The 21,440-nt window shown below is 61.5% G+C and carries 23 protein-coding genes and 1 other RNA gene; 17 read left to right on the forward strand and 7 right to left on the reverse strand.

Features of this window, described 5'->3' with window-relative positions:
• Nucleotides 1–4 precede the first annotated feature (4 nt).
• Complete coding sequence (gene zapE / locus NLX68_RS21745) at nt 5–1,099, forward strand: cell division protein ZapE (protein WP_010220754.1); 1,095 nt, start codon at nt 5–7, stop codon at nt 1,097–1,099.
• A 72-nt stretch (nt 1,100–1,171) separates the two neighbouring features.
• Here the strand turns inward: zapE and NLX68_RS21750 are convergent, their stop codons facing one another.
• Together NLX68_RS21750 and NLX68_RS21755 are read right to left on the reverse strand one after the other, a co-directional pair.
• The gene (locus NLX68_RS21750; protein WP_254285782.1) at nt 1,172–2,068 is read right to left on the reverse strand and encodes a GlxA family transcriptional regulator; all 897 of its coding nucleotides are present in this window, start codon (nt 2,066–2,068) and stop codon (nt 1,172–1,174) included.
• A 214-nt stretch (nt 2,069–2,282) separates the two neighbouring features.
• Nucleotides 2,283–3,323, reverse strand: coding sequence for an NADP(H)-dependent aldo-keto reductase (locus NLX68_RS21755; RefSeq protein WP_254285751.1), 1,041 nt, complete (start codon nt 3,321–3,323; stop codon nt 2,283–2,285).
• Nucleotides 3,324–3,575: 252 nt separating this feature from the next.
• Between NLX68_RS21755 and rplM the strand changes: the two genes are divergently transcribed.
• The 7 genes from rplM to NLX68_RS21790 all read left to right on the forward strand — a co-directional run bounded on the left by rplM (nt 3,576) and on the right by NLX68_RS21790 (nt 8,444).
• Nucleotides 3,576–4,004 (forward strand): 50S ribosomal protein L13, encoded by a 429-nt coding sequence (gene rplM / locus NLX68_RS21760; RefSeq protein ID WP_010220758.1) that lies wholly within the window; start codon nt 3,576–3,578, stop codon nt 4,002–4,004.
• A 14-nt stretch (nt 4,005–4,018) separates the two neighbouring features.
• Nucleotides 4,019–4,411, forward strand: coding sequence for a 30S ribosomal protein S9 (gene rpsI, locus NLX68_RS21765; protein WP_115085418.1), 393 nt, complete (start codon nt 4,019–4,021; stop codon nt 4,409–4,411).
• 264 nt (nt 4,412–4,675) lie between these two features.
• Nucleotides 4,676–5,269 carry a ubiquinol-cytochrome c reductase iron-sulfur subunit gene (gene petA, locus NLX68_RS21770; RefSeq protein WP_010220763.1) on the forward strand — a complete coding sequence of 198 codons (594 nt, stop codon included), beginning with the start codon at nt 4,676–4,678 and terminating at the stop codon, nt 5,267–5,269.
• Complete coding sequence (locus NLX68_RS21775; protein ID WP_254285752.1) at nt 5,269–6,480, forward strand: cytochrome bc complex cytochrome b subunit; 1,212 nt, start codon at nt 5,269–5,271, stop codon at nt 6,478–6,480. The genes petA and NLX68_RS21775 overlap by 1 nt, the downstream gene beginning before the upstream one ends.
• Nucleotides 6,480–7,259 carry a cytochrome c1 gene (locus NLX68_RS21780; protein ID WP_254285753.1) on the forward strand — a complete coding sequence of 260 codons (780 nt, stop codon included), beginning with the start codon at nt 6,480–6,482 and terminating at the stop codon, nt 7,257–7,259. The genes NLX68_RS21775 and NLX68_RS21780 overlap by 1 nt, the downstream gene beginning before the upstream one ends.
• 118 nt (nt 7,260–7,377) lie before the next feature.
• Nucleotides 7,378–7,995 (forward strand): glutathione S-transferase N-terminal domain-containing protein, encoded by a 618-nt coding sequence (locus NLX68_RS21785; protein WP_010220766.1) that lies wholly within the window; start codon nt 7,378–7,380, stop codon nt 7,993–7,995.
• 17 nt (nt 7,996–8,012) lie between these two features.
• Complete coding sequence (locus NLX68_RS21790; protein ID WP_254285754.1) at nt 8,013–8,444, forward strand: ClpXP protease specificity-enhancing factor; 432 nt, start codon at nt 8,013–8,015, stop codon at nt 8,442–8,444.
• Between the two features lie 51 nt (nt 8,445–8,495).
• Here the strand turns inward: NLX68_RS21790 and NLX68_RS21795 are convergent, their stop codons facing one another.
• The 5 genes from NLX68_RS21795 to NLX68_RS21815 all read right to left on the reverse strand — a co-directional run bounded on the left by NLX68_RS21795 (nt 8,496) and on the right by NLX68_RS21815 (nt 12,307).
• Nucleotides 8,496–8,714, reverse strand: coding sequence for a YgdI/YgdR family lipoprotein (locus NLX68_RS21795; RefSeq protein ID WP_010220769.1), 219 nt, complete (start codon nt 8,712–8,714; stop codon nt 8,496–8,498).
• A 98-nt stretch (nt 8,715–8,812) separates the two neighbouring features.
• The gene (locus tag NLX68_RS21800) at nt 8,813–9,391 is read right to left on the reverse strand and encodes a BON domain-containing protein (protein WP_254285755.1); all 579 of its coding nucleotides are present in this window, start codon (nt 9,389–9,391) and stop codon (nt 8,813–8,815) included.
• Entirely contained in the window at nt 9,388–9,981 is a 594-nt protein-coding gene (locus NLX68_RS21805; RefSeq protein WP_026001179.1) for a phosphoheptose isomerase, read from the reverse strand. Before NLX68_RS21805 ends, NLX68_RS21800 begins: the two co-directional genes overlap by 4 nt.
• Before the next feature lie 134 nt (nt 9,982–10,115).
• Nucleotides 10,116–10,487, reverse strand: coding sequence for a YraN family protein (locus NLX68_RS21810; protein ID WP_010220772.1), 372 nt, complete (start codon nt 10,485–10,487; stop codon nt 10,116–10,118).
• Nucleotides 10,487–12,307: a penicillin-binding protein activator gene (locus NLX68_RS21815; RefSeq protein ID WP_254285756.1), complete on the reverse strand. Its 1,821-nt coding sequence runs from the start codon at nt 12,305–12,307 to the stop codon at nt 10,487–10,489. Before NLX68_RS21815 ends, NLX68_RS21810 begins: the two co-directional genes overlap by 1 nt.
• Before the next feature lie 186 nt (nt 12,308–12,493).
• Here NLX68_RS21815 and rsmI point away from each other — a divergent pair, with 186 nt between their 5' ends.
• The 9 genes from rsmI (at nt 12,494) to mraY (ending at nt 21,437) form a co-directional block, all read left to right on the forward strand.
• On the forward strand, nt 12,494–13,369 hold the full coding sequence (gene rsmI / locus NLX68_RS21820; RefSeq protein ID WP_026001180.1) for a 16S rRNA (cytidine(1402)-2'-O)-methyltransferase: 876 nt from the start codon (nt 12,494–12,496) through the stop codon (nt 13,367–13,369).
• Nucleotides 13,370–13,436: 67 nt separating this feature from the next.
• Nucleotides 13,437–13,796, forward strand: an RNA gene (rnpB, locus tag NLX68_RS21825) — RNase P RNA component class A.
• 310 nt (nt 13,797–14,106) lie between these two features.
• Nucleotides 14,107–14,562, forward strand: a complete 456-nt coding sequence (gene mraZ / locus NLX68_RS21830; RefSeq protein ID WP_010220775.1) for a division/cell wall cluster transcriptional repressor MraZ — start codon at nt 14,107–14,109, stop codon at nt 14,560–14,562.
• 2 nt (nt 14,563–14,564) lie between these two features.
• Nucleotides 14,565–15,506 carry a 16S rRNA (cytosine(1402)-N(4))-methyltransferase RsmH gene (gene rsmH / locus NLX68_RS21835; protein ID WP_254285783.1) on the forward strand — a complete coding sequence of 314 codons (942 nt, stop codon included), beginning with the start codon at nt 14,565–14,567 and terminating at the stop codon, nt 15,504–15,506.
• Nucleotides 15,503–15,796 carry a cell division protein FtsL gene (gene ftsL, locus NLX68_RS21840; RefSeq protein ID WP_036996796.1) on the forward strand — a complete coding sequence of 98 codons (294 nt, stop codon included), beginning with the start codon at nt 15,503–15,505 and terminating at the stop codon, nt 15,794–15,796. The genes rsmH and ftsL overlap by 4 nt, the downstream gene beginning before the upstream one ends.
• Nucleotides 15,796–17,529: a penicillin-binding protein 2 gene (locus NLX68_RS21845; RefSeq protein ID WP_254285784.1), complete on the forward strand. Its 1,734-nt coding sequence runs from the start codon at nt 15,796–15,798 to the stop codon at nt 17,527–17,529. The genes ftsL and NLX68_RS21845 overlap by 1 nt, the downstream gene beginning before the upstream one ends.
• Nucleotides 17,529–18,992: a UDP-N-acetylmuramoyl-L-alanyl-D-glutamate--2,6-diaminopimelate ligase gene (locus NLX68_RS21850; RefSeq protein ID WP_254285757.1), complete on the forward strand. Its 1,464-nt coding sequence runs from the start codon at nt 17,529–17,531 to the stop codon at nt 18,990–18,992. The genes NLX68_RS21845 and NLX68_RS21850 overlap by 1 nt, the downstream gene beginning before the upstream one ends.
• On the forward strand, nt 18,985–20,355 hold the full coding sequence (murF, locus tag NLX68_RS21855) for a UDP-N-acetylmuramoyl-tripeptide--D-alanyl-D-alanine ligase (RefSeq protein WP_254285758.1): 1,371 nt from the start codon (nt 18,985–18,987) through the stop codon (nt 20,353–20,355). Before NLX68_RS21850 ends, murF begins: the two co-directional genes overlap by 8 nt.
• Nucleotides 20,355–21,437, forward strand: a complete 1,083-nt coding sequence (gene mraY, locus NLX68_RS21860; protein ID WP_036996790.1) for a phospho-N-acetylmuramoyl-pentapeptide-transferase — start codon at nt 20,355–20,357, stop codon at nt 21,435–21,437. The genes murF and mraY overlap by 1 nt, the downstream gene beginning before the upstream one ends.
• Nucleotides 21,438–21,440: the final 3 nt, after the last annotated feature.

The following is a 21,440-nucleotide window of genomic DNA, read 5'->3' on the forward strand; positions in this document are numbered from 1 at the left end:
AATTATGACGCCCCTAGAACGATATCAAGCAGATCTGAAACGTCCCGAATTCTTCCATGATGCGGCGCAGGAAACTGCAGTGCGTCATCTGCAGCGCCTGTACGACGATCTGATCGCGGCGCAGAACAACAAGCCGGGTGTGTTCGGCAAGCTGTTTGGCAAGAAGGACCAGGCACCGGTCAAGGGCTTGTACTTCTGGGGTGGGGTAGGCCGCGGCAAGACCTACCTGGTCGATACCTTCTTCGAGGCGCTGCCGTTCAAGCAGAAAGTGCGTACGCACTTCCACCGCTTCATGAAGCGCGTCCACGAGGAAATGAAAACCCTCAAGGGCGAGAAGAACCCGCTGACCATCATTGCCAAGCGCTTCTCGGAAGAGGCGCGGGTAATCTGCTTCGACGAGTTCTTCGTCTCCGACATCACCGACGCGATGATCCTCGGCACCCTGATGGAGGAGCTGTTCAAGAACGGCGTGACCCTGGTGGCCACCTCCAACATCGTCCCTGATGGCCTGTACAAGGACGGCCTGCAGCGTGCGCGCTTCCTGCCGGCGATCGCCCTGATCAAGCAGAACACCGAGATCGTCAACGTCGACAGCGGCGTCGACTATCGCCTGCGTCACCTGGAGCAAGCCGAGCTGTTCCACTTCCCGCTCGACGAAGCGGCCCACGAAAGCCTGCGCAAGAGCTTCCGCGCACTGACGCCGGAATGCACCCAGGCGGTCGAGAACGATGTACTGGTGATCGAGAACCGTGAAATTCGTGCCCTGCGCACCTGCGACGACGTGGCCTGGTTCGAATTCCGCGAACTGTGCGACGGCCCGCGCAGCCAGAACGACTACATCGAACTGGGCAAGATCTTCCATGCCGTGCTGCTGAGCGACGTCGAGCAGATGAGCGTGGCGACCGATGACATCGCCCGGCGCTTCATCAACATGGTCGACGAATTCTATGACCGCAACGTCAAGCTGATCATCTCGGCCGAGGTTGAGCTCAAGGACCTGTACACCGGTGGTCGCCTGACCTTCGAATTCCAGCGGACCCTGAGCCGCTTGCTGGAAATGCAGTCCCACGAATTCCTGTCGCGGGCGCACAAACCCTAATCGGCGGTGCTTTCATCGCGGGGCAAGCCCGCTCCTACCGGTAGGAGCGGGCTTGCCCCGCGATGAGGCCTTTCAGGCCTCCTGCATAAACTGCTGCCGATACTGATTCGGCGACAACTCCGTGTGCTGCCTGAACAACCGGGCAAAGAAGCTCGCATCGTCATAGCCAACTTCATAGCTGATGGTCTTGATGCTCTTGCGTGTGCCCGACAGCAAGCCCTTGGCCGTTTCGATCCGCAGCCGTTGCAGGTAGTGCAGCGGCTTGTCACCGGTGGCGCTCTGGAAGCGGCGCATGAAGTTGCGGATGCTCATGCCGTGGTTGCGGGCGACGTCCTCGAAGCGGAACTTGTCGGCGAAATGCTCCTCGAGCCAGTGCTGGATCTGCAGGATGATCAGGTCCTGGTGCAGCTTCTGCCCGCCAAAGCCCATGCGCCCCGGGGTGTAGTTGCGCTGCACTTCGTAGAGGATGTCGCGGGCCACCGCTTGCGCCACGTTGGCCCCGCAGAAACGCTCGATCAGGTAGATGTACAGGTCGCAGGCCGAGGTGGTGCCGCCGGCGCAGTAGAGGTTGTCGGCATCGGTCAGGTGCTTGTCCTGGTTGAGGCTGACTTTGGGAAAGCGCTCGGCGAACTGGCTGAAAAAGCGCCAGTAGGTGGTCGCCTCCTTGCCATCGAGCAGGCCAGCTTCGGCCAGCCAGAACACCCCGCTGGCCTCGCCGCACAGCACGGCACCGCGGGCATGCTGCTCGCGCAACCAGGGCAGCACTTGCGGGTAGCGCTGGCAAAGGGCATCGAAATCGTCCCAGAAGGCCGGCAGGATGATGATGTCGGCGGCTTCCAGGCCACTGTCGACCGGCAGCATCACATCGCTGAAGCTGCGTACTGGCTGGCCGTCAGGGCTCACCAGGCGGGTTTCGAACATCGGTTGCAGGCCCAGCCCCAATTGTTTGCTGTAGCGCAGGCTGGCCAGGTGAAAGAAGTCCTTGGCCTGCATCAGGGTCGATGCAAAGACGTTGTCGATAGCCAGGATGCTGACGCGCCGCAAGGACGCCGTGGGTTGGGTAAACATCATTTTCTTTATTCTTATAGGGTAGAGTGGTCAATCACCGGCTGGATCGTCTTATTTTTTGGCGATTGTGTCTACCCTCGGTTCCCACCTTGTTTGTGGGAACCGGGATCGCGTCTCAGGGCGCGGGGTTGGGCTGGTCCTGATGGATGGCCTCGATGCCCGCCAGCAGCTCGTCAGTGAGCTTCAGGTTGATGCTGGCCAGGTTGCTGTCCAGTTGCCCAAGCGTTGTCGCACCGATGATGTTGCTGGTCACGAACGGCTGGCGGGTGACGAAGGCCAGGGCCATCTGTGCCGGGTCCAGGCCATGGTCGCGGGCCAGCTTCACGTAGCGGCTGCAGGCGCTCACGGTCTGTGGGTTGGAATAGCGCGAGAAGCGGTTGAACAGGGTCAGGCGGCCATCGGCCGGGCGCGCACCGTCTTCATACTTGCCCGAGAGCATGCCGAAGGCCAGTGGCGAGTAAGCCAGCAGGCCGCACTGTTCGCGGATGGCGATCTCCGCCAGGCCAACCTCGAAGCTGCGGTTGAGCAGGTTGTAGGGGTTCTGGATTGAAACCGCACGGCTCCAGCCACGGCTTTCGGCCAGCTGCAGGAATTTCATGGTGCCCCACGGGGTTTCGTTGGACAGGCCGATGTGGCGGATCTTGCCGGCCTTGACCTGCTCGTCGAGCACCTCGAGGGTTTCTTCCAGCGGGGTGAACAGGTCCTGCGGCGCGTGCTGGTAACCCAGCTTGCCGAAGAAGTTGGTGCTGCGCTCGGGCCAGTGCAACTGGTAGAGGTCGATCCAGTCGGTCTGCAGGCGCTTGAGGCTGTCGTCCAGGGCGGCGACGATGTGCTGGCGGTTGTGCTTGAGCAGGCCATCGCGAATATGGTTGATGCCGTTGCCGGGCCCGGCCACCTTGCTGGCCAGGATCCACTGGGCACGGTCGCCACGCTGGCTGAACCAGTTGCCGATGATGCGCTCGGTGGCCGCGTAGGTTTCCGGGCGGGGAGGGACCGGGTACATCTCGGCAGTATCGATGAAGTTGATCCCGGCGGCCTTGGCCCGTTCGATCTGGGCGAAGGCCTGGGCCTGGTCGTTCTGCTCGCCCCAGGTCATGCTGCCCAGGCACAGGGCGCTGACGTTGAGGTCGGTTCGGCCCAGCTGGCGATAGTCCATTCGGCTGCTTCCTGTCTAAAAGAAGCATAAAAGCAGGTTGAATTTTTTTTCGCAATCTGGATAATTCAGCCCCTCTCCGTGCGGTGGGAGTGATGCCCCGCTCCATAGAAGAACCCTGCCGAATATTGGACGCGCTGACCCGAGCCCCCGATAGCGTCCGTGTGCGGCTGTGTCCTTGACTTGTCAAGGTGCGCACTATCCAGTAAGATCTGCCGTCTTATTTTCGCTGGGCGGCCCCTGAGGCTATAAAGAATGAAAACTTTTACTGCTAAACCGGAAACAGTAAAGCGCGACTGGTTCGTCGTTGACGCTGCTGGCAAGACCCTGGGTCGTCTGGCCACTGAGATCGCGAGCCGTCTGCGTGGCAAGCACAAGCCAGAGTACACTCCTCACGTTGACACCGGCGACTACATCGTCGTCATCAACGCCGAGCAGGTTCGTGTCACTGGTGCCAAGACTTCGGACAAAATGTACTACTCCCACTCCGGCTTCCCGGGCGGTATCAAGGAAATCAACTTCGAGAAGTTGATCGCCAAGGCCCCAGAGCGCGTGATCGAGACCGCGGTTAAAGGCATGCTGCCTAAGAACCCACTGGGTCGCGACATGTACCGTAAGCTGAAAGTCTATGCGGGCGCTACTCACCCTCATACTGCTCAGCAGCCCCAAGAACTGAAGATTTAACGGAATAGTTCATTATGTCGGCGACTCAAAATTACGGCACTGGCCGTCGCAAGACCGCAACCGCTCGCGTTTTCCTGCGTCCAGGTACCGGTAACATCTCCATCAACAACCGTTCTCTGGACGTGTTCTTCGGTCGTGAAACCGCGCGCATGGTAGTACGCCAGCCGCTGGAACTGACCGAGACCACCGAAAAGTTCGACATCTACGTCACCGTTATCGGTGGTGGTGTCAGCGGCCAGGCCGGTGCGATCCGTCACGGTATCACCCGTGCACTGATGGACTACGACGAAACCCTGCGTGGCGCTCTGCGTCGTGCTGGCTTCGTCACCCGCGACGCTCGTGAAGTCGAGCGTAAGAAAGTGGGTCTGCGTAAAGCACGTAAGCGTCCTCAGTACTCCAAGCGTTAATTTCGCTTCGGTGTTCAAAAAAAGCCCGGTTCCTGGTGGAACCGGGCTTTTTTTATGTCTTGAATAACTATGCTGTTGTTTGCTGTGACAACTTGCCGCATAGACGCAAGTCAAGAGTTACAAGGGATAGCGGGGTGGCATAAGGCTAATCACCTTGTCAGAGAAGGGTCTTTTCATTACCATGCGGCAAATTTTTAGCAGTTCAGAAATTACTTAGTAGATGCCTGTTGCAACAGGCCATTAAAGCTGATGGGAGAGGACTGAATGAGCAATGACGGCGTCAATGCAGGCCGGCGTCGCTTCCTCGTAGCAGCCACGTCCGTGGTGGGTGCTGCAGGAGCGGTGGGGGCTGCGGTCCCGTTCGTAGGGTCATGGTTCCCCAGTGCCAAGGCGAAAGCCGCAGGTGCACCGGTGAAGGTCAATATCGCCAAGGTAGAGCCTGGTCAGCAGATGATTGCTGAGTGGCGCGGCCAACCGGTGTTCATCGTCCGCCGTACCGAAGAGATTCTCGGTAACCTCAAGAAGATCACCGGCGACCTCTCCGACCCTGAGTCCAAGGCATCGGTTCAACCCACCTATGTCGATCCGTCGAACCGCTCGATCAAGCCGGAGATCCTGGTGCTGGTCGGTTTGTGCACCCACCTGGGCTGCTCGCCAACCTTCCGTCCGGAAGTGGCACCTGTCGACCTGGGTCCGAAGTGGGTCGGCGGCTACTTCTGCCCGTGCCACGGTTCCCACTACGACCTGGCTGGCCGCGTCTACAAATCTCAGCCGGCGCCGCTCAATCTGCCAGTGCCGCCGCACTCTTATGAGTCGGACGACATTATCGTCGTCGGCGTCGATCAGGAGAACGCGTGATGAGTAAGTTAATGGACTGGGTTGACGCCCGCTTCCCCGCGACCAAGATGTGGGAAGACCATCTCAGCAAGTATTACGCGCCGAAGAACTTCAACTTCTTCTACTTCTTCGGCTCCCTGGCACTGCTGGTGCTGGTCAACCAGATCGTCACCGGTGTGTGGCTGACCATGAGCTTCACGCCGTCGGCCGAGGAGGCATTCGCCTCGGTCGAATACATCATGCGTGACGTCGAATACGGCTGGATCCTGCGCTACTTGCACTCCACCGGTGCATCGGCGTTCTTCATCGTGGTCTACCTGCACATGTTCCGCGGCCTGCTGTACGGCTCGTACCAGAAGCCTCGTGAGCTGGTCTGGGTGTTCGGCATGCTGATCTACCTGGCACTGATGGCCGAGGCCTTCATGGGCTACCTGCTGCCGTGGGGCCAGATGTCCTACTGGGGTGCCCAGGTGATCATCTCGCTGTTCGGTGCCATTCCGGTGATCGGCGACGACCTGACCCAGTGGATCCGTGGTGACTACCTGATCTCCGGCATCACCCTGAACCGCTTCTTCGCCCTGCACGTGGTGGCCCTGCCGATCGTCATTCTCGGCCTGGTGGTGCTGCACATCCTGGCGCTGCACGAAGTGGGTTCGAACAACCCTGATGGCGTCGACATCAAGAAGCACAAGGACGAAAACGGCGTGCCGCTGGACGGCATCGCGTTCCACCCTTACTACACCGTGAAGGATATCGTCGGCGTCGTCGTGTTCCTCTTCGTGTTCTGCGCGATCGTGTTCTTCTTCCCGGAAATGGGCGGTTACTTCCTGGAAAAACCGAACTTCGAACAGGCCAACGCCTTCAAGACCCCTGAGCACATTGCCCCGGTCTGGTACTTCACACCGTTCTACGCAATCTTGCGGGCGGTGCCGGACAAGCTCCTGGGCGTGATCGCCATGGGCGCTGCGATTGCCGTGCTGTTCGTCCTGCCGTGGCTGGATCGCAGCCCGGTCAAGTCCATGCGCTACAAGGGCTGGATGAGCAAAACCTGGCTGCTGGTGTTTTGCATCTCGTTCGTGATCCTCGGTGTGCTCGGTGTTCTGGCGCCTACCCCGGGCCGTACGCTGCTGTCGCAGGTATGCACCTTCCTGTATTTCGCCTACTTCATTCTGATGCCGTTCTACACCAGGCTTGAGAAGACCAAACCGGTTCCGGAAAGGGTGACTGGCTGATGAAAAAGCTATTTGCAGTATTGATTCTGGCAGTGATGCCCGCGTTCACCTTCGCCGCCGAGCATGGCCTGGAGCTGGACAAGGTCGATATCGACCTGACCGACAAGGCCGCCATGCAGGACGGTGCCCGCACCTTTGCAAACTATTGCATGGGTTGCCACAGCGCCAAGTTCCAGCGTTACGAGCGGGTTGCCGATGACCTGGGCGTTCCCCACGAGCTGATGCTCGAGAAGCTGGTGTTCACCGGCGCCAAGATTGGCGACCACATGAAGATCGGCATGCAGCCCAACGATGCCAAGGCCTGGTTCGGTGCGGCACCGCCCGACCTGACCCTGGTAGCCCGCGTGCGCGGCACCGACTGGCTGTACAGCTACCTGCGCAGCTTCTACGAAGACAAGTCGCGCCCATGGGGTGTGAACAACAAGGTCTTCCCCAACGTCGGCATGCCCAACGTGCTGGTTGGCCTGCAAGGCAACCAGGTGATTGGCTGCAAGCAAGTGCAGACCGTGGTCGATGGCAAGAAGCAATACGACCCGCTGACGGGCTCGCCGTTGACCCATGAAGCATGTGACCAGCTGACCGTGGAGCCGAAATCCGGTACCCTGACGCCAGAGCAGTTCGACGAGAAGGTCAAGAACCTGGTGACCTTCCTGGCCTACTCGGCTAACCCGGTCAAACTGGAAAGCCAGCGCATCGGTACCTATGTGCTGCTGTATCTGGCCTTCTTCTTCGTATTCGCTTACCTGCTCAAGCGCGAATACTGGAAGGACGTGCACTGATCACGCAGTAGTTTCTGGTAGTTGAACGCGCCCTGGGGCGCCTCTGGATTCACAGGGGCGCTCGCAGGGCGCGTTTGCATTTGCAGCATTTATAAATTCATACGCGAGGAGGACCACTATGGGCGTGACCAACCGGTTAGCCTGCTACTCCGACCCCGCTGACCATTATTCTCATCGGGTGCGCATCGTTCTCGCCGAGAAGGGTGTCAGTGTCGAGATCATCAACGTCGATCCTGGTCGCCTGCCGCCCAAGCTGGTTGAAGTGAACCCCTATGGCAGCGTGCCAACCCTGGTCGATCGCGACCTGGCGTTGTACGAGTCGACCGTGGTGATGGAATACCTCGATGAACGTTACCCGCATCCGCCGCTGTTGCCGGTGTATCCAGTGGCGCGGGCCAACAGCCGCCTGCTGATCCACCGCATCCAGCGCGACTGGTGTGCGCTGGTCGACCTGATACTCGACCCGCGCAGCAAGGAGCCTGCACGCGTGCAGGCGCGCAAGGAATTGCGCGAGAGCCTGACCGGGGTGTCGCCGTTGTTTGCCGACAAGCCTTGTTTCCTCAGTGAGGAGCAAAGTCTGGTCGATTGTTGTCTATTGCCCATACTCTGGCGTTTGCCAGTGTTGGGCATCGAACTGCCGCGGCCGGCCAAGCCGTTGCTCGATTACATGGAGCGACAGTTTGCCCGCGAAGCCTTCCAGGCAAGCCTGTCCGCTGCTGAACGTGAAATGCGCTAGGTTTTAAGGAGCTGTCGATGAACTCCAGTCGCCCCTATTTGGTACGTGCACTCTATGAGTGGATCGTGGACAACGACTGCACACCGCATATGCTGGTCAATGCCGAATACCCGGCCGTCCAGGTACCCCAGAGCTTCGCCAGTGACGGCCAGATCGTCCTGAACATCTCACCCAATGCCGTACGTCACCTGCACATGGATAACGAAGCAGTGAGCTTCGAGGGCCGCTTTGGCGGCGTCGCCCACACCCTGTTCGTGCCGGCCGGTGCGATTCTGGGTATTTATGCCCGGGAAAACGGCCAGGGCATGGTCTTCGAGCTCGAGCCGCCGTTGCTCGACGATGAAGATGAAGAGGAAGACGACAGCGTTGAGCCGGATGACGATGGTCCGCAGGGTGGTGGCCAGCCGCCACGGCCCAGCGGGCGTCCGAGCCTGAAGGTGGTCAAGTAACGAAAAAGGCGATCCATGCGGATCGCCTTTTTTTGTGTCTGCCGGCCTGGATTACAGGTCGGTGATGGTGCGGACCTGGTCCTTGTTGACCTTGATCACCTTGCCATCGAGCTGCTTGAACTCGTAGAAGCCGGCGGCGCGATCGTAGTACGGCGCGTCGACTGCCTGGAATTCGCGGCCGTCGTTGAGGGTGATCTGGCTTGGGGTGGAGCAGCCGGCCAGGGTGGCGAGGGCGCCAATCAGCAAGGTTGGCAGCAGGCCGTTTTTCATGGGGACTTCCTAGGTTCAGGTGGGTGTCAATCAGGTCCTCATCGCGGGGCAAGCCCGCTCCCACCGTGTAGGAGCGGGCTTGCCCCGCGATGGGTTTATCAGTCGATGTATTCGAACAACTTGACGATCTTCTGCACGCCCGACACGCCCTGCACCAGGTTGGTGGCACGGGTGGCTTCCTGTTGGGTCAGCAGGCCGAGCAGGTAGACGATGCCGTTCTCGGTGATCACCTTGATACGCGAGCCGGGGATGCTGCTGTCGGTGAGCATCTGGGTCTTGATCTTGGTGGTCAGCCAAGCGTCATTGTTGCGCGCCAGGATCGAGGAGGGCGGCAGCACCTGCAGCTCGTTGTGCACCTTTTTCACTCGCTGGACCTGGCTGGCAGCCTGTTCGGCCAGGCTCTTGAGGTCGGCGCGCGGGGTCTGCCCGGCGAGCAGGACGATACCGTTGAAGCTGCTGACGACAATGTGCGAGCTCTTGTCCAGGTCAGGGCTGGCCTTGGCAACGTTGACCGATACCTTGGTTTCGATCAGCGAGTCATCAATTTTGCTGCCAAAGGTACGGGTGCCGCGATCGTCCTCGATTGGCGTATCGCGGGTGGCAGTGAGCACCGAGCTGCAACCGGTGAGGCTCAGGCACAGGGTCAGGGCCATCAGGCCGAGGCGGTTAGGGGTCATTCTTCACTCCCGAACAATTGGCTGTCGATCAAGTCGCAGAGGCAGTGGATCGCCAGCAGGTGGACTTCCTGGATACGTGCGGTGACGTTGGCCGGAACGCGAATCTCGACGTCTTCAGGCAGCAGCAGCGAGGCCATGCCGCCGCCATCGCGTCCGGTCAGAGCTACGACAATCATTTCGCGATCATGTGCGGCCTGGATCGCCTGAATAATGTTCGCCGAGTTACCGCTGGTCGAAATTGCCAGCAGTACATCGCCGGGTTGGCCCAGGGCGCGGATCTGCTTGGAGAAGATTTCGTTGTAGCTGTAGTCGTTGGCGATCGAGGTGATGGTCGAGCTGTCGGTGGTCAAGGCGATGGCCGGCAGGCTCGGGCGTTCGCGCTCGAAGCGGTTGAGCAGTTCGGAAGAGAAGTGCTGGGCATCGCCGGCCGAGCCGCCGTTGCCGCAGGCAAGCATCTTGCCCTCGTTGAGCAGCGCATTGACCATGACCTGACTGGCTTGCTCGATGTGTGGTGCAAGGACTTCCATCGCCTGTTGCTTGGTGTTGATGCTGGCCTGAAAAAGCTGGCGAATTCGGGATTGCATGTCCATCAGTGTGACCTTAAGTAGGGCGGCTGGCCGGGCGCGTCGGGAGTATACAAAAAAGGTCCCGGCACATGACTGTGCAGCCCGTGAAGCAAAGAGCAAAAAAGTTGTAGGGGTAATGGGGCGCAGCGATCGCGGGTTCAGCACTCGAAGGCATTTTTCAGCCAGTTCAGTGCTGGGCCCGAATGGCCTTTGCCTTGCAGGGCGATGACATCGAAACGGCAGGGGTGGTTGGCCCAGCGTGTTTCCTTTTGCAGAAAAGACTCGGCGGCTAGCACCAGTTTGTCCTGCTTGCGCCCGTCGATACTGGCCAGGGCACCGCCAAAGTCCGCGTGCAGCCGGTAGCGGACTTCGACGAATACTACTGTATCGCTGTCGAGCATGACCAGATCAAGCTCGCCGCGTTTGCATCGCCAGTTCTGCGCCAGTAGCTGCAGGCCTTGCCCCTGAAGGTATTCAAGGGCTTGCCGTTCGGCGGCCTGGCCGGCTTGTTGGCGCGAACTGGCAGGCATCAGCGTGGCGTATCGGGCAGGCGTTTGATCTGGCCGCCGGAGAACTCGGCCCAGGGCAGTTGCCGCTCGATGCGCTGGTTTTCATTCAAGCTCAGGCTGCCGGACAGGCCGTCGATGCGGTTTTCAGGCAGTGCACGCAATTGACCCAGGCGCGGCGCCAGGCTGTAGGCGTCGATGCCCATGGCGTACAGGCGGCCCAGGCTGCCGGCGGCCTGGGGCCACTGGCGTTCGACCTGCTGGCGCAGCGGGTTGCCGCTGTCGAGCAGCCAGGGGGTGTCGCAGAAGCGCACGCCATTCATGTCGTTGTACTGGTTGACGTCACCGCTGGCGCTGTACACGTGCGAGGTGGCGTACACCGGTACGTCGCCGGCGTACTGGAAGTTCAAGGTCGGCTTGATCTGCTGGCCTTGCTGCGGGGTGGCGGCGAGGAAGATGAAGTCGATGTCCTGGCGGCGCGAAGGCTGGGCCGATACGGCGCCGCCGACAGTGTTCTGCAGGCTTTTGGCGCGACCTTCGCTCTGGCGCAGCTGGAACAGGTCGGCAATCTGTTTGGCCAGGGCTACTGGCTGATCGATATGCTCGGCGGCCAGCAGGGTACCGCCCTTGGCTTCCCAGTCCTGGCGGAAGGCCTTGAGCACCCGGTCGCCCCATTCGCCACGCGGCACCAGGGCAACGGCGCGGAGCATGCCGTCGGCGTGGGCGCGGCGCGACACTTCGCGGGCTTCGTCTTCAGCGGCGAGGCCGAACTGGTACAGCTGCTCCGGGCCTTTCTGGCCGGCGTCGCTGTAGTTCAGGGCCAGGGTGGTGATGGGCAGTTGTGGGTAGGCCGCAAGCTTTTTCACCAGCGGCTTTTCCAGCGGGCCAACCACCAGCTGTACGCCGGCGGCCTGGGCCTGGCGATAGAAGTCATCCAGCGAGGTCAGCCGCGAGCTGTCGAAGACTTCGATGGTCGGCGGCTTCTGTCCGGCCTGCTGGGCCTGGAAGTGCGCGGCCATGAAGCCGTCGCGCAGGGCGCGGGCGACGCCGGCCAGCTGGCCTTCTTGTGGCAGCAGCAGGGCAATCTTGGTCAGCGGCTGGCTGGTCAGCTCCATCAGCTTGATCAGCGATGGCGGCAGTTGGGCGGCGGCCGGGTGATCGGCATGCTGCGCGCGCCAGGCGTCGATGGCGGCTTGTTGCTGTTCGACAGTGCCGGCACCTTTGACCGCCAGGGCCAGGCTGGCCCAGCCAGCCATGGTGTCGGTACCGGCGCTCAAGCCTTTGAGCTGGTCGCGCGGAACGGCCGCCACCAGGTTCCAGATCGCGTCATTGTTGGCGTTGGCGGCGTTGCCCTTGAGCAGCGGCGTCAGTTGCGCGCGTTCCTGGGCAGCAGCCAGGGGCTGGCCGTTGGCTTCCAGTACCATGGCATGCACGTTGCGGGTGCGGATCTGTTGATCCTCCGGCAGTTCGTTCAGGCGCGCCAGGCTCGGGTGGCTCAGGGCGGTCAGGGCCAGCTTGGGCTGGTTGCGGCTCATGGCCAGTTCTGCCGCCAGGGTGCTGGCGAACATCTGCTGGGCCGGTTTGAGCTGCTCCAGCGGCACTTGCTCGAGGATGCGCGCGGCGCGGGCATTGTCCTTTTGCTTGTAGGCCAGGTCGGCGGCGCTCAGGCGCAGCAGTGCTGCTTGCTCCGGGGTCTTGCTGGTGGTGGCCTGTTCAAGCAGTTGCTCGATGCTGGCATCCGGTGTGCGCGGCAGTTCGCCGAGGCTCGACGAGGGCGAGCTGGCGCAGGCTGCCAGCAGGGCGGCGAGGCAAAGGGCTGTGAACAGCCGCAGGCAAGCGATCATGTAAGGGTCCTGTTACTCGATCAAATTAACGGGCGATTGTACCCAAGCGCTGGCCGGGGCGCGATCTTGCTGGCGTTAATCCTTCAATATAGGTGGTGGAACACCGGTTTGCGGCGATCCTGGTTGCCCAATGTTGCCGAGTCTCGGGCTACAATGGCGCTTTGATCATGACGACAGGTGTATGCAGTGACTGATGTTCCAGGGGCTTCCCAATCCACTTCGGGCACGCTTTACGTGGTGGCCACGCCGATCGGCAACCTGGATGACATGAGTGCCCGGGCGCTGAAAGTGCTCGGCGATGTGGCGTTGATTGCCGCTGAAGACACCCGTCACTCCATTCGTCTGTTGCAGCACTTCGGCATCAATACCCCCTTGGCTGCCTGCCATGAGCACAACGAGCGTGATGAGGGCAGCCGCTTTCTCACCCGCTTGCTGGCCGGGGATAACGTTGCGCTGATTTCCGATGCCGGCACGCCGCTGATTTCCGATCCTGGTTATCACCTGGTGCGTCAGGCCCGTGCCGCGGGCATTGCGGTGGTGCCGGTACCGGGTGCCTGCGCCCTGATCGCGGCGCTGTCGGCCGCCGGCCTGCCATCGGACCGTTTTATCTTCGAAGGCTTCCTGCCGGCCAAGGCTGTAGGGCGTCGTGCGCGCCTGAGTCAGGTCAAGGAAGAGCCGCGTACGTTGATCTTCTACGAAGCGCCGCACCGGATCCTCGAGTGTCTGCAGGATATGGAAGAGGTGTTTGGTGGTGAGCGTCCGGCGCTGCTGGCCCGCGAGCTGACCAAGACCTTCGAGACCCTCAAGGGCTTGCCCCTGGCTGAACTGCGCGCCTTCGTCGAGGCCGACAGCAATCAGCAGCGTGGCGAGTGCGTGGTGCTGGTGGCGGGCTATAGCGCGCCGGAAGATGAGCAAGCGGTGAATAGCGAGGCGATGCGCATTCTCGACCTGCTGCTGGCGGAGATGCCGCTCAAGCGCGCGGCGGCCCTGGCGGCGGAAATTACCGGAGTCCGCAAGAACCTGCTGTACCAAGTGGCGCTGGAAAAACAGAAAGCCCACTGATGTTATAGTGACATTATCGCTTTTATCGCTTGTTCTTGACGCTCGCTACCGTTAACCTTTGTGGCGGAGAGTCGATTGGACAGTCGCTGCCTTCTATTGTTTCGCAATAGAGGGGGGAGGAAAGTCCGGGCTCCATAGGGCAGAGTGCCAGGTAATGCCTGGGGGGCGCGAGCCTACGGAAAGTGCCACAGAAAATAACCGCCTAAGCACTTCGGTGCCGGTAAGGGTGAAAAGGTGCGGTAAGAGCGCACCGCATGACTGGCAACAGTTCATGGCTAGGTAAACCCCACTCGGAGCAAGACCAAATAGGGTTCCATATGGCGCGGCCCGCGTTGGAACCGGGTAGGTTGCTAAAGGCGTCCAGTGATGGCCGTCGTAGAGGAATGACTGTCCTCGACAGAACCCGGCTTACAGATCGACTCTCCACCTTTCCCCCCTCCTGCTTGAATCGATAGCAGATGCGTCTTTGTAATACCAAAAAAATCTTACTCTTAATAAATCACTTTAAGTTCGCACTCTATCCATCTGAGTGGGTTTGATTTTTTTCGTCAAAATCCCCTCCGATTTACCCTTTTGCCTTCTCCGTGTGCGCTAAATCTCCGATCTGTAAGGGATTTCCTTATAAGCGCGCCTTGACGGTGTGGTAGGCGGATTCCTATAGTGTGCGCAAGTGGCAGAAAGTGGCATGAAGTGGGTTTTCTGGCACAAAAACGCTAACATTGTGGGGAATCGCAGCCGTGTTCCGCGGAGCCAACGCCATCAACCTCGACGCAAAGGGCCGTCTCGCAATGCCGAGCCGGTACCGTGACGAGCTCGATTCGCGTAGTTCCGGGCAGTTGATCGTGACCATCGATGCGGTTGATCCCTGTTTATGCGTGTATCCCCTCGATGAGTGGGAACTGATTGAAGCCAAGTTGCGCGCGTTGCCGTCATTGCGTGAAGAGAACCGTCGCCTGCAGCGCTTGCTGATCGGCAATGCGGTGGATCTGGAGCTTGATGGCAGTGGGCGTTTCCTGGTGCCGCCGCGTTTGCGCGAGTACGCCAAGCTCGACAAGAAGGCAATGCTGGTGGGGCAACTGAACAAATTTCAGCTGTGGGACGAGGATGCCTGGAACGCGGTTTCGGCAGCCGACCTTGCAGCTATCCAACAACCGGGCGCCATGCCTGATGAACTGCGTGATTTGATCCTGTGACTATAGATAGCGGCTTTAACCACATCACCGTACTGCTTGACGAAGCCGTCGAGGCTCTCGCCGTACGCGCCGATGGCTGCTATCTGGATGGCACCTTCGGACGCGGCGGGCATAGCCGCTTGATCCTCAGCAAGCTCGGGCCGCAGGGCCGGCTGCTGGGTTTTGACAAAGATCCTCAAGCGATTGCCACCGGGCAAGCGCTGGCGGCCGAAGACGGCCGCTTTGTCATTGTGCAGCGCAGTTTTGCTGAGCTGGGTGCCGAAGTCGCCGAGCGCGGTCTGGCCGGCAAGGTCAGCGGCATCCTGCTCGACCTGGGCGTATCGTCGCCTCAGCTGGACGACCCTGAGCGTGGCTTCAGCTTCCTCAACGACGGCCCGCTGGACATGCGCATGGACCCGACCCGCGGTGTCAGTGCTGCCGAGTTCATTGCCAGCGCGCCCGAAGAAGAAATCGCCCGGGTGTTCAAGGAATACGGCGAAGAGCGCTTTGCCAAGCGCATGGCCCGTGCCGTGGTACTGCGCCGCGAAGAAACCCCGTTCACCCGCACCGCCGACCTTGCCGAAGTGCTCAAGGTCGCCAACCCGGCCTGGGAAAAGGGCAAGAACCCGGCTACCCGTGCCTTCCAGGGCCTGCGCATTCACGTCAACAACGAACTCGGCGATCTTGAGGCCGGCCTTGAAGCCGCGCTCGATACGCTGGAAGTCGGCGGGCGCCTGGTGGTGATCAGCTTCCATTCCCTGGAAGACCGCATCGTCAAGCTGTTCATGCGCAAGCTGGTCAAGGGCGAGGCCGACAACCTGCCGCGCAACCTGCCGGTCCAGCACAAGCATTTCGAACCGAAGATCAAGGTCCACGGCAAGGCCCAGTTCGCCTCCGAGGCCGAGCTCAAGGCCAACCCGCGTTCGCGTAGCGCCGTCATGCGCGTTGCCGAGAAGCTGCGGTGAGCCGCTTGTTCGCCAAGCCTTTGCCAGGCGGAAGCTTCCTGATGCTTCTGCTGTTCGTTGCCGTGCTCGTTTCTTCGGTGGCGGTGTCCTACAGCGCGCACTGGAACCGTCAGTTGCTCAACTCCCTGTACGGCGAACTCAACGAGCGCGACAAGGCCCAGGCCGAGTGGGGCCGGCTGATTCTCGAACAGAGCACCTGGACCGCCCACAGCCGTATCGAGAACCTTGCCAGCGAGCAGCTGAAGATGCGCATCCCGGCGGCTGACGAAGTACGGATGGTGGCGCCATGATGAAGCTTGAAGGCGCACTCTACCCGTGGCGGTTTCGCGTGGTCATCGCCCTGCTGGCGCTGATGGTCGGTGCGATTGCCTGGCGTATCATCGACCTGCAGGTGGTCGACCGTGACTTCCTCAAGGGGCAGGGCGATGCCCGCAGCTTGCGGCATATTCCTATTCCTGCGCACCGCGGGCTGATCACCGACCGTAATGGCGAGCCGCTGGCAGTCAGTACCCCGGTGACCACCCTGTGGGCCAACCCCAAGGAGATGCAGGCTGCCAAGGACCGCTGGCCGGCCCTGGCCGCCGCGCTCAAGCAGAACCCGCAGCAACTGGCGGCGCGCCTGGAGCAACAGGCCAGCAAAGAATTCATCTACCTGGTCCGCGGCCTGACCCCGGAGCAGGGCCAGGTGGTGCTCGATCTTAAAGTCCCCGGTGTCTACGGCATCGAGGAATTCCGCCGTTTCTACCCGGCCGGCGATGTTGCCGCGCACATGGTCGGCTTTACCGACCTAGACGACCACGGTCGCGAAGGGGTGGAGCTGGCCTACGATGAATGGCTGGCCGGCGTGCCCGGCAAGCGACAGGTGATCAAGGACCGGCGCGGTCGGCTGATCAAGGACATCCAGGTAACCAAAAACGCCAAGGCCGGAAAGACCTTGGCGTTGTCGATCGACCTGCGCCTGCAATACCTGGCCACCCGCGAACTGCGCAACGCCATCGCCGAACAGGAAGCCAAGGCCGGCAGCCTGGTGATCATGGACGTCAAGACTGGCGAAGTGCTGGCGATGGTCAACCAGCCGACCTACAACCCCAACAACCGTCGCAGCATGTTCCCGGCGGCCATGCGCAACCGGGCGATCATCGACGTGTTCGAGCCAGGCTCGACGGTAAAACCGTTGTCCATGAGTGCCGCCCTGCAGAGCGGGCGCTGGAAGCCCACCGACAAGGTCGAGGTGTACCCGGGCACCCTGCAACTGGGCCGTTACACCATTCGTGACGTATCCAAGAGCGAAGGCCCGATCCTCGACCTGACCGGCATCCTGATCAACTCCAGTAACGTCGGCATGAGCAAGATCGCCTTCGATATCGGTGGCGAATCCATCTACCGCGTCATGTCCCAGCTGGGCCTTGGCCAGTACACCGGCCTTGGCTTCCCTGGCGAGCGCGTCGGCAACCTGCCCAACCACCGCGAGTGGCGCAAGGCCGAGACCGCGACCCTGTCCTACGGCTACGGCCTGTCGGTGACCGCGCTGCAACTGGTGCATGCCTACGCCGCGCTGGCCAACGACGGCAAGATGGTGCCGCTGAGCATCCTCAAGGTCGACAAGACGCCGGAGTCCACCCAGGTGGTGCCTAAGGATGTCGCCGAGACCGTGCAGGGCATGCTCCAGCAGGTGATTGAAGCGCCGCGCGGCGTGTTCCGCGCCCAGGTGCCGTCGTACCACGTTGGCGGCAAATCGGGTACCGCGCGTAAGGCCACCATCGGCTCCAAGGGCTACACCGAAAACGCCTACCGCTCGCTGTTCGCTGGCTTCGGGCCGATGAGCGACCCGCGCTACGCGGTGGTGGTGGTCATCGACGAACCGAGCAAGGGCGGCTACTTCGGCGGCCTGGTATCGGCGCCGGTGTTCAGCAAAGTCATGTCCGGCACCTTGCGCCTGATGAATATTCCGCCGGACAACCTGCCGCCGGCAACACCAGCGCAGCAAGTCAATGTTGCACCAGTCAAGGGAGGACGCGGTTGATGACAATGCCATTGAGCAAGCTTTTTACCCAGGCCAGTCGCGATCCGTCGATCCGAGAGCTGACCCTGGACAGCCGTAACGTGCGCCCGGGCGACCTGTTCCTGGCGGTACCGGGTACGCGCATGGATGGTCGTGAACACATTGCCGACGCGCTCAGCCGCGGTGCGGCGGCGGTTGCCTACGAAGCCGAAGGCGCCAACGTGTTGCCGATCACCGACGTGCCGCTGATTCCAGTCAAGGGCCTGGCGGCGCAACTGTCGGACATCGCCGGGCGTTTCTATGGTGAGCCGAGCCGTCTGCTCGATCTGGTGGGCGTCACCGGCACCAACGGCAAGACCAGCGTTACCCAACTGGTGGCCCAGGCGCTGGACCAGCTCGGTCAGCACTGCGGCCTGATCGGCACCCTGGGTACCGGTTTTTATGGCGCGCTGCAAAGCGGCCGCCTGACCACCCCGGACCCGATCGCCGTGCAGGCGACCCTCAACGACCTGAAGAAGGCCGGGGCCAAGGCCGTGGCCATGGAAGTCTCTTCCCATGCCCTGGACCAGGGCCGGGTCGCGGCCCTGGCATTCGACATTGCGGTGATGACCAACCTGTCGCGTGATCACCTCGATTACCACGGCAGCATGCAGTCTTATGAAGACGCCAAGGCGCGCCTGTTTACCTGGCCGAACCTGCGTTGCCGGGTGGTCAACCTCGATGACGAGTTTGGTCGTCGTCTGGCGGCCGAGCAGGGCGAGTCGCGCCTGATCAGTTACAGCCTCAAGGATCCAGCCGCTTCGTTGTACTGTCGCGAAGCGCATTTTGACGACGATGGCGTGCGCGCCGTGATCGTTACCGCGCAGGGCGAGCACTCCCTGCGCAGCCGCCTGCTCGGGCGCTTCAACCTGAGCAACATGCTGGCGGCGGTCGGCACCTTGCTGGCCCTGGATTACCCGCTGGACGAAATTCTCAAGGTCACCCCGACGCTGGAAGGCCCGGTCGGGCGCATGCAGCGCCTGGGTGGCGGCCTCAAGCCGCTGGTGGTGGTCGATTACGCGCATACCCCCGACGCCCTGGAGCAGGTGCTGCAAGCGCTGCGTCCGCATGCCAAGGGCCAGTTGCTGTGCCTGTTCGGCTGCGGTGGCGACCGCGATCGCGGTAAGCGTGCGCTGATGGCGGAAGTGGCCGAGCGCCTGGCTGACCGCGTGCTGGTTACCGACGACAACCCGCGCACCGAAGACCCGCAGCAGATCTTCGCCGATATCCGCCCTGGCTTTGCCCAGGCCGATAGCGTCGAGTTCGTTGCCGGTCGCGGCGCGGCCATCGCACAGTTGATCGCCAGCGCCGGCGTTGACGATGTCATCGTCCTGGCCGGCAAGGGGCATGAGGACTATCAGGAAATCAACGGCGAGCGCCACGACTTCTCCGACCTGGTCGAAGCCGAAAAAGCCCTCGCCGTATGGGAGGCTCCCCATGCTTAAGCCATTGTCCCTCAGCCAGCTGACCGCGCCGCTCAATGGCCGCCTGCACGGCCAGGACGCAACCTTCAATGGCGTCAGCATCGACAGCCGCGCAATCACGGCCGGGCAGCTGTTTGTCGCCCTGGCCGGGCCGCGCTTCGACGGCCACGATTACTTGAACGACGTTGCCGCCAAAGGCGCGGTCGCCGCCTTGGTGCAGCGCGAAGTGCCGGGTAGCAGCCTGCCGCAGTTGGTGGTGGCCGATACCCGTCTGGCCCTGGGCCAGTTGGGCGCGCTGAACCGCGCCGCATTCGACAAGCCGGTCGCTGCCATTACCGGTTCCAGCGGCAAGACCACGGTCAAGGAAATGCTCGCCAGCATCCTGCGTACCCGTGGCCCGGTGTTGGCCACCCGTGGCAACCTCAATAACGACTTCGGCGCCCCGCTGACCCTGCTCGAACTGGCCCCGGAACACACAGCGGCGGTGATCGAGCTGGGCGCCTCGCGCATCGGCGAAATTGCCTACACCGTCGGTCTGACCAAACCGCAAGTGGCACTGATCAACAACGCCGGTACCGCTCATGTCGGCGAGTTCGGCGGGCCAGAGAAGATTGTCGAAGCCAAGGGCGAGATCCTCGAAGGTCTGGGTCAGGATGGCGTGGCTGTATTGAACCTTGATGACAAGGCCTTCGGCATCTGGAAAAAACGCGCCGGCAATCACCCGTTGCTGACCTTCGCCCTGAACAACCCAAGTGCCGACTTTCACGCCAGTAGCATTGCTCACGACCTGCGCGGTTGCCCGTCGTTCGACCTGCACAGCCCGCTGGGCGTGGCGCGGGTCCAGCTGAACCTGCTCGGTACCCATAACGTTGCCAATGCACTGGCCGCCGCCGCTGCCGCGCATGCCTTTGGTCTGACGCTGGATGGCATCGTTCAGGGCCTCAATGCCGTGCAACCGGTCAAGGGCCGCACTGTGGTGCAGATGGCGCCCAACGGTGTGCGGGTAATTGATGATACTTACAACGCAAACCCCACCTCCATGTGCGCTGCCGTTGATATACTCGCCGGCTTTTCCGGCCGCACCGTCCTGGTGCTCGGGGATATCGGCGAATTGGGCCAGTGGGCTGAGGAAGGGCATCGGCAGGTAGGCGAGTACGCCAAAGACAAGGTTTCGGCACTCTATGCGGTGGGCACCAACATGGCCCACGCGGTAGCAGCGTTCGGCGCCAATGCCCGACATTTCGCTAATCAAGCTGACCTGATCGACGCCGTTCGCGCCGCTGAGCAGGCCACCAACACCACTATTTTGATCAAGGGTTCGCGCAGCGCTGCGATGGAGAACGTCGTGGCGGCTTTGTGCGGTTCCAGCGGGGAGAAACATTAATGCTGCTGCTGCTGGCTGAGTATCTGCAACAGTTCTATAAAGGCTTCGCGGTCTTCCAGTACCTGTCCCTGCGCGGGATTCTCGGTGTCCTGACCGCGTTGTCGCTGGCCCTGTGGCTGGGCCCATGGATGATCCGTACCCTGCAGATTCGCCAGATCGGCCAAGCGGTCCGTAACGACGGCCCGCAATCGCACCTGTCCAAATCCGGCACCCCGACCATGGGTGGCGCACTGATTCTCTCGGCTATCGGCATCAGCACTCTGCTGTGGGCCGACCTGACCAACCGTTACGTGTGGGTGGTGCTGATCGTCACCTTGCTGTTCGGCGCCATCGGCTGGGTCGATGACTACCGCAAGGTGATCGAGAAGAACTCGCGCGGCCTGCCCAGCCGCTGGAAGTATTTCTGGCAGTCGGTGTTCGGCCTGGGCGCTGCGATCTTCCTGTACATGACCGCCCCGACCAGCGTCGAAACCACCCTGATCGTGCCGATGCTCAAGGACGTCACCATCCCGCTGGGGATCGGTTTCGTGGTGCTGACCTACTTCGTCATCGTCGGTTCGAGCAACGCGGTCAACCTCACCGACGGCCTTGATGGCCTGGCGATCATGCCGACGGTCATGGTTGGCGGCGCCCTGGGCATCTTCTGCTACCTGTCGGGTAACGTGAAATTCGCCGAATACCTGCTGATCCCTTACGTACCGGGCGCAGGTGAGCTGATCGTGTTCTGCGGCGCGCTGATCGGTGCCGGCCTGGGCTTTCTGTGGTTCAACACTTACCCGGCCCAGGTGTTCATGGGCGACGTCGGTGCCCTGGCACTGGGTGCGGCACTGGGCACCATCGCCGTGATCGTGCGTCAGGAAATCGTCCTGTTCATCATGGGCGGTGTGTTCGTCATGGAGACCCTGTCGGTGGTGATCCAGGTGGCCTCCTTCAAGTTGACCGGCAAGCGCGTGTTCCGCATGGCGCCGATCCATCACCACTTTGAACTCAAGGGTTGGCCCGAGCCTCGGGTGATCGTCCGCTTCTGGATTATCACCGTGATTCTGGTGCTGATCGGCCTTGCCACCCTGAAACTGAGGTAGAAA

Origin of the sequence: Pseudomonas sp. SBB6 (assembly GCF_024213215.1) — a bacterium.
GTDB lineage: Bacteria > Pseudomonadota > Gammaproteobacteria > Pseudomonadales > Pseudomonadaceae > Aquipseudomonas > Aquipseudomonas donghuensis.

Excerpts from the sequence above, each read along its gene's own strand:
- zapE (WP_010220754.1), top strand. The coding sequence starts at position 5 with ATGACGCCCCTAGAACGATATCAAGCAGATCTGAAACGTCCCGAATTC.
- NLX68_RS21755 (WP_254285751.1), bottom strand. The coding sequence starts at position 3,323 with ATGGACTATCGCCAGCTGGGCCGAACCGACCTCAACGTCAGCGCCCTG.
- rplM (WP_010220758.1), top strand. The coding sequence starts at position 3,576 with ATGAAAACTTTTACTGCTAAACCGGAAACAGTAAAGCGCGACTGGTTC.
- rpsI (WP_115085418.1), top strand. The coding sequence starts at position 4,019 with ATGTCGGCGACTCAAAATTACGGCACTGGCCGTCGCAAGACCGCAACC.
- petA (WP_010220763.1), top strand. The coding sequence starts at position 4,676 with ATGAGCAATGACGGCGTCAATGCAGGCCGGCGTCGCTTCCTCGTAGCA.
- NLX68_RS21775 (WP_254285752.1), top strand. The coding sequence starts at position 5,269 with ATGAGTAAGTTAATGGACTGGGTTGACGCCCGCTTCCCCGCGACCAAG.
- NLX68_RS21780 (WP_254285753.1), top strand. The coding sequence starts at position 6,480 with ATGAAAAAGCTATTTGCAGTATTGATTCTGGCAGTGATGCCCGCGTTC.
- NLX68_RS21785 (WP_010220766.1), top strand. The coding sequence starts at position 7,378 with ATGGGCGTGACCAACCGGTTAGCCTGCTACTCCGACCCCGCTGACCAT.
- NLX68_RS21790 (WP_254285754.1), top strand. The coding sequence starts at position 8,013 with ATGAACTCCAGTCGCCCCTATTTGGTACGTGCACTCTATGAGTGGATC.
- NLX68_RS21795 (WP_010220769.1), bottom strand. The coding sequence starts at position 8,714 with ATGAAAAACGGCCTGCTGCCAACCTTGCTGATTGGCGCCCTCGCCACC.
- NLX68_RS21800 (WP_254285755.1), bottom strand. The coding sequence starts at position 9,391 with ATGACCCCTAACCGCCTCGGCCTGATGGCCCTGACCCTGTGCCTGAGC.
- NLX68_RS21805 (WP_026001179.1), bottom strand. The coding sequence starts at position 9,981 with ATGGACATGCAATCCCGAATTCGCCAGCTTTTTCAGGCCAGCATCAAC.
- NLX68_RS21810 (WP_010220772.1), bottom strand. The coding sequence starts at position 10,487 with ATGCCTGCCAGTTCGCGCCAACAAGCCGGCCAGGCCGCCGAACGGCAA.
- NLX68_RS21815 (WP_254285756.1), bottom strand. The coding sequence starts at position 12,307 with ATGATCGCTTGCCTGCGGCTGTTCACAGCCCTTTGCCTCGCCGCCCTG.
- NLX68_RS21845 (WP_254285784.1), top strand. The coding sequence starts at position 15,796 with ATGAAGCTTGAAGGCGCACTCTACCCGTGGCGGTTTCGCGTGGTCATC.
- NLX68_RS21850 (WP_254285757.1), top strand. The coding sequence starts at position 17,529 with ATGACAATGCCATTGAGCAAGCTTTTTACCCAGGCCAGTCGCGATCCG.
- murF (WP_254285758.1), top strand. The coding sequence starts at position 18,985 with ATGCTTAAGCCATTGTCCCTCAGCCAGCTGACCGCGCCGCTCAATGGC.
- mraY (WP_036996790.1), top strand. The coding sequence starts at position 20,355 with ATGCTGCTGCTGCTGGCTGAGTATCTGCAACAGTTCTATAAAGGCTTC.